Origin of the sequence: Mycobacterium sp., from assembly GCF_032159765.1 — a bacterium.
Classification (GTDB): domain Bacteria; phylum Actinomycetota; class Actinomycetes; order Mycobacteriales; family Mycobacteriaceae; genus Mycobacterium.
Genome location: NZ_JAVHWM010000162.1, coordinates 1 through 4,292 on the forward strand (window position 1 = coordinate 1; position 4,292 = coordinate 4,292).

The window sequence follows — 4,292 nt, forward strand, 5'->3', positions numbered from 1 at the left end:
GTAACGGCCTACGCCATCGACACCTCGACCGGGAACGCGTGCCCGCGCTGGGGCAACTTGGTCGTCACCCCGCCCAACGACTTCGTGTCGCACCCGCTAAGCGTCGACGTACCCATTTGCAGCGCGACCGTCAGCTCAGTGGACTAATTCCAGCTAGCAGCAAGGTCAAACGGGTGTCAGCAGTGACGACACCGCGTCACCACGCGCCGATGCTTGGAACCATGAAGGCAAAGATCACCTACGTCGCACCGTGGTTGGCCGCAGCCGCGATCGGTGGAGCGATTGCACTCGCCCCCATCGCCAGCGCTGCGACCCATCCTGCACCGGCCCCAAGCGCCGGCGCCTCGCCGTCGGCTGTCGGGCGCCCCGGCACCGATCCGTCGACGCCGTACGGTACGGATCCCTTGAGCCCGGACATCTTCGGCTACCACACGTGGCTCGGCGACGACAAAGACGTGCCATTCTGAGGCCCGCGCCTCTAGAGGTGCGCGAAACAGGGGTTCGCGTCTTCCTTGGGGATCGACGCGTTCTGACTGGAGAACTTGCCGACGACCCCCGTCCCGGTGACTTCGACACTGTCGGCGTGGATACCGAGCGGATAGTTGTCGTTTAGTTTCTTGGTGAGACCGTCCAGCGCTGACTGCACGGTGTCCTTCGGCAGCGGGCCGTTGACGTCGACGACCTGCAGACCGAGGTCACCGTTGCTGACTACGGGCTTGGCCGTGACGCTGCCGCTACCTGCTTCCAAGACGATGGTGCCTGCCGAAGGATCCGTGCTCACACCGGTGACCAAGTTGCCCACCAGCGGCAGGTTGGCGACCACGGTGTCCTTGATGCCTTCCGACGTCCAACTGAGCGTCGCGTTCAGCGATCCGATGGTGCCCTTGGAGTCCGCCGAGTCCTGCAACCGAACGTCTCTCAGCGTCACGTCGGCCGTCATTCCCTTGGCGTCCTGAACCTGCTTGCCCGCGGTGGCGACCGAGATGTTGGTGTAGTCGCCGGTGACGTGCTGCCACAGGAATGGCGGGTTCACTCCGAACGAGACGGTGGCGCTGTCCTTGACGACGCACTCGGCAACCGCCACCAGGATGGTGTCCGCGCGGTGCCGTGCATAGAGCTCGGCGCCGGCCAGACCGCCTACCACCAGGGCGACGACGATGATCGCGATCAGAAGAAGCGACTGCGGACTGCGCAATCTGCGCCGCTTCTTGACTTCGGGTTGCTGAACGTCGGGAGGAGGCGGTGGCGGAGACCGCCGGATCTGTTCCGTCGGAGATGAATCGGCAGGCGACTGCGGCCGCCGGAACTGCTCGGTCGGCCCCGCATCTGCGGGGCGGTACCGGGCGCGGAGCTGTTCGGTCGGCGGCTCCGGCTGCCCACGGCGCGGAAGCCGTTGCGTTGCGGGGTCGGGTGGTGGAGTCCCCTTGCCGCGCCAACCAGGCGGCCCGGGGCGTTGGGGCGGCGTCATCTCCGTGATTCTGCCTCATCGGCGGGACTCCGCCGCTCACTCGTGCGCTAGGAGCGCAGTAGTCCAACGACGGATGATTCCCTCATGCCGGATGATCGATCTTGCCGTGCAACCTTGATCGCATCGCCGATGCAACCGGGTGACGGAAGGGGAATCGCCATGCGTGACGACGACGTGCGGGCCGCTCTGCAACGCCACTGGGAAGCATCCGACGCCAACGACTTCGACACGGAACACGAAATCTACCGAACTGATGCAGTTCTCGAATATCCGCAGTCGGGCGAGCGCATCCGTGGCCGGTCCAACATTCAGGCGTCGCGCGAAGCCCAGCCGAATGCGAAACGCTTCACCGTGCGACGCATCGTCGGCGGTGGAGACCTTTGGATCAGCGAACTCGTCCTCAAGTACGACGAGCAACCGTATTACGTAGTCAGCATTATGGAATTCGAGGATGGGGCGGTAGCCCGCGAGACGCAGTACTTCGGTGACCCCTTCGCCCCTGGGCCATCTCGCGCTCAATGGGTCGAGCGAATCGACTGAGTCGATCATCGCGACGGCAGGGTAGTCGAGTGCATCCAGTGCCAGCGCATCCTTCCCGGCGACGGTTCTGTGCGCGTCAACCCGGGACCCCAGTTGGGCGACGGCTCGGTACGCGTAGCCATCCCCTCTGCCAGCCACTGAACGGCACAGGAAACACAGTTTGGCCCGCCACCGGATCGGATCGCTGGTGGCGGGCCGAACTTCCATGGCCTACTTCTCTAGACGTTGAAGCGAAACTCGCCGACGTTGTACTCACACCGTCCCGCGGGCGGCCCACGCGGTAGCGGTAACGGTGAAAGGTCCACTACCCAGACGTTCGCGAGCCACTGATTCGAGACGTGCGCGAGAATCGTCATCGAGTCGCTGGACGTAGTCACCGGCAGGACCTACACCGAATGTGTACGGCTCCCACCACTCCTCAAACGTCGGGTGCACAACATCGACTGCAATCGAATCTTCTTCCACATCGCCAAGGGCGGCGGCTTCGAAGAGCTCGGTCAGATGCCCCTTGTGCGCGCCGGACAGTAGCGCTTCATCCTCAACGTCAGGGTCGATCACGTGCACCGCATCCCAGAACGGCGCCAGTGCGCCAGTCGGCCCGTCCCACACGCACGCTGCGACAACACCGCCCCGCCGAGTCACGCGCCTCATCTGTCTCAACCCGATCAATGGATCTGTCATGAAGTGCACGACCAACTGCGCCAGAGCCGCGTCGAATACGGCTGTGTCGTAAGGCAACTCCTCTGCAGTACCTCGACGCACGTCAACCTCGGGGAAGCGCTCACGGATCGCATCGACGAACGGTGGTGAAGGATCGATCGCCGCAACCCCGGCTCCAATCGATAGCAAATGTGCCGTTAGGGCGCCCGGCCCGCAGCCGACGTCAAGCACCTTGTCTCCGACGTCGACCCCGGCGAATGTCGCGAAGACCGCCGCAAGAGGCTCGGCATATCGGCCCATGAAGCGGGCATAGACCTCCGGCGGAACGATAAAACTCACCGGGCAATGCTACGTCGCCGGCCGCGCCTTAAGGCCAGTTCGTAGCGCAGCTGCATTGCACCTAGAGTTGAAGCGGAACTCGACCACATTTCGGTACCCAGTTCATTTGCCCGCTGGCGCCGCACCATAACGACCATCATTCAAGTAACCACCGCAACGACGCATTCTCGGCAAGGAGCAGCCATGAGCAAAGGCGACCTGTACTCGACTGGTCTCGATGTGCGCCGCGAGGTGCTCGGAGACGAGTACGTCGACGGCGGAATCGCCGCATCAGACGACTTCATGATGGCCTTCCAAGCTGCGGTGACCGAGCTTGCGTGGGGATATTCGTGGAGTCGTCCTGGCCTTGACCGGCGAACTCGCCTGATCCTCACGCTGGGCATCTTGGCCGGACTCGGACGATACGAGGAACTAGGTATCTATGCCCAGGGCGCGGTAAGGAATGGCGTGAGCATCGATGAAATCAAGGAGATTCTGATCCACGTGGCGTCTTACTGCGGGACACCGGCCGCCCATCAGTCGTTCCTCGCCGTCCATGCAGCTGTCTTCAAGGACCGGGACTAAGCGCTACTTCTTCTGCTGATCAGACGTTGAAGCGGAACTCGACCACGTCGCCGTCGGCCATGACGTAGTCCTTGCCTTCCATCCGCACCTTGCCAGCGGCCTTGGCTGCGGCCATCGACCCGGCCGCGATGAGGTCGTCGTAGGACACGATCTCGGCTTTGATGAAGCCTTTTTCGAAATCGGTGTGGATGACACCCGCGGCCTTCGGTGCGGTGTCGCCCTGGTGAATTGTCCACGCGCGCGACTCTTTTGGCCCGGCCGTCAAGTAGGTCTGCAGGCGCAATGTGTGAAAGCCCGCCCGCGCCAACGCATCCAGCCCACGTTCAGTCTGGCCGATCGACTCCAGCAGCTCGGCGGCCGACTCGTCGTCAAGCTCCTGCAACTCCGCCTCGATCTTCGCGTCGATGAACACCGCATCCGCAGGCGCCACCAACTCCCGCAACGACGCCACCCGCGCGTCATCGGTCAACACGGCCTCGTCGGCATTGAAGACATAGAGGAACGGTTTGGTCGTCAGCAGGTTCAGCTCGCGCAGAATCGACGCATCGATACCCGCCGCGAAAAGCGTCGTGCCCCCGTTGAGAAGTTCCTGCGCCGCGACTGCCGCGTCGTACGCAGGCCTGCGCTCCTTGTGCGTACGCGCCTCCTTCTCCAGCCGTGGCAGCGCCTTCTCGAGCGTCTGCAGGTCGGCGAGGATCAGCTCGGTCTCGATCACCTCGAT

The 4,292-nt window shown here is 63.4% G+C and carries 6 protein-coding genes; 3 read left to right on the top strand and 3 right to left on the bottom strand.

Translation table 11 applies throughout. The annotated features are described in order from the left end of the window. The first annotated feature begins 221 nt into the window (after positions 1–221). Entirely contained in the window at positions 222–467 is a 246-nt protein-coding gene (locus QOH60_RS19385; RefSeq protein WP_526423357.1) for a hypothetical protein, read from the top strand. A gap of 11 nt (positions 468–478) precedes the next feature. On the opposite strand, the gene QOH60_RS19390 is transcribed toward QOH60_RS19385, so the two are convergent. After that, on the bottom strand, positions 479–1,468 hold the full coding sequence (locus tag QOH60_RS19390) for an LmeA family phospholipid-binding protein (RefSeq protein WP_526423359.1): 990 nt from the start codon (positions 1,466–1,468) through the stop codon (positions 479–481). Positions 1,469–1,627: 159 nt separating this feature from the next. On the opposite strand from QOH60_RS19390, the gene QOH60_RS19395 reads away from it, so the two are divergent. Beyond that, the gene (locus QOH60_RS19395; protein ID WP_526423361.1) at positions 1,628–2,008 is read left to right on the top strand and encodes a nuclear transport factor 2 family protein; all 381 of its coding nucleotides are present in this window, start codon (positions 1,628–1,630) and stop codon (positions 2,006–2,008) included. 252 nt (positions 2,009–2,260) lie between these two features. Here QOH60_RS19395 and QOH60_RS19400 read toward each other — a convergent pair whose 3' ends face one another. Further along, entirely contained in the window at positions 2,261–3,007 is a 747-nt protein-coding gene (locus QOH60_RS19400) for a class I SAM-dependent methyltransferase (protein WP_526423363.1), read from the bottom strand. Positions 3,008–3,190: 183 nt separating this feature from the next. Here QOH60_RS19400 and QOH60_RS19405 point away from each other — a divergent pair, with 183 nt between their 5' ends. Further along, entirely contained in the window at positions 3,191–3,571 is a 381-nt protein-coding gene (locus QOH60_RS19405) for a carboxymuconolactone decarboxylase family protein (RefSeq protein WP_526423365.1), read from the top strand. A 19-nt stretch (positions 3,572–3,590) separates the two neighbouring features. Here QOH60_RS19405 and QOH60_RS19410 read toward each other — a convergent pair. Further along, a partial coding sequence (locus QOH60_RS19410) for a DUF933 domain-containing protein (protein WP_526423367.1) occupies positions 3,591–4,292 on the bottom strand: 702 nt, incomplete at its 5' end.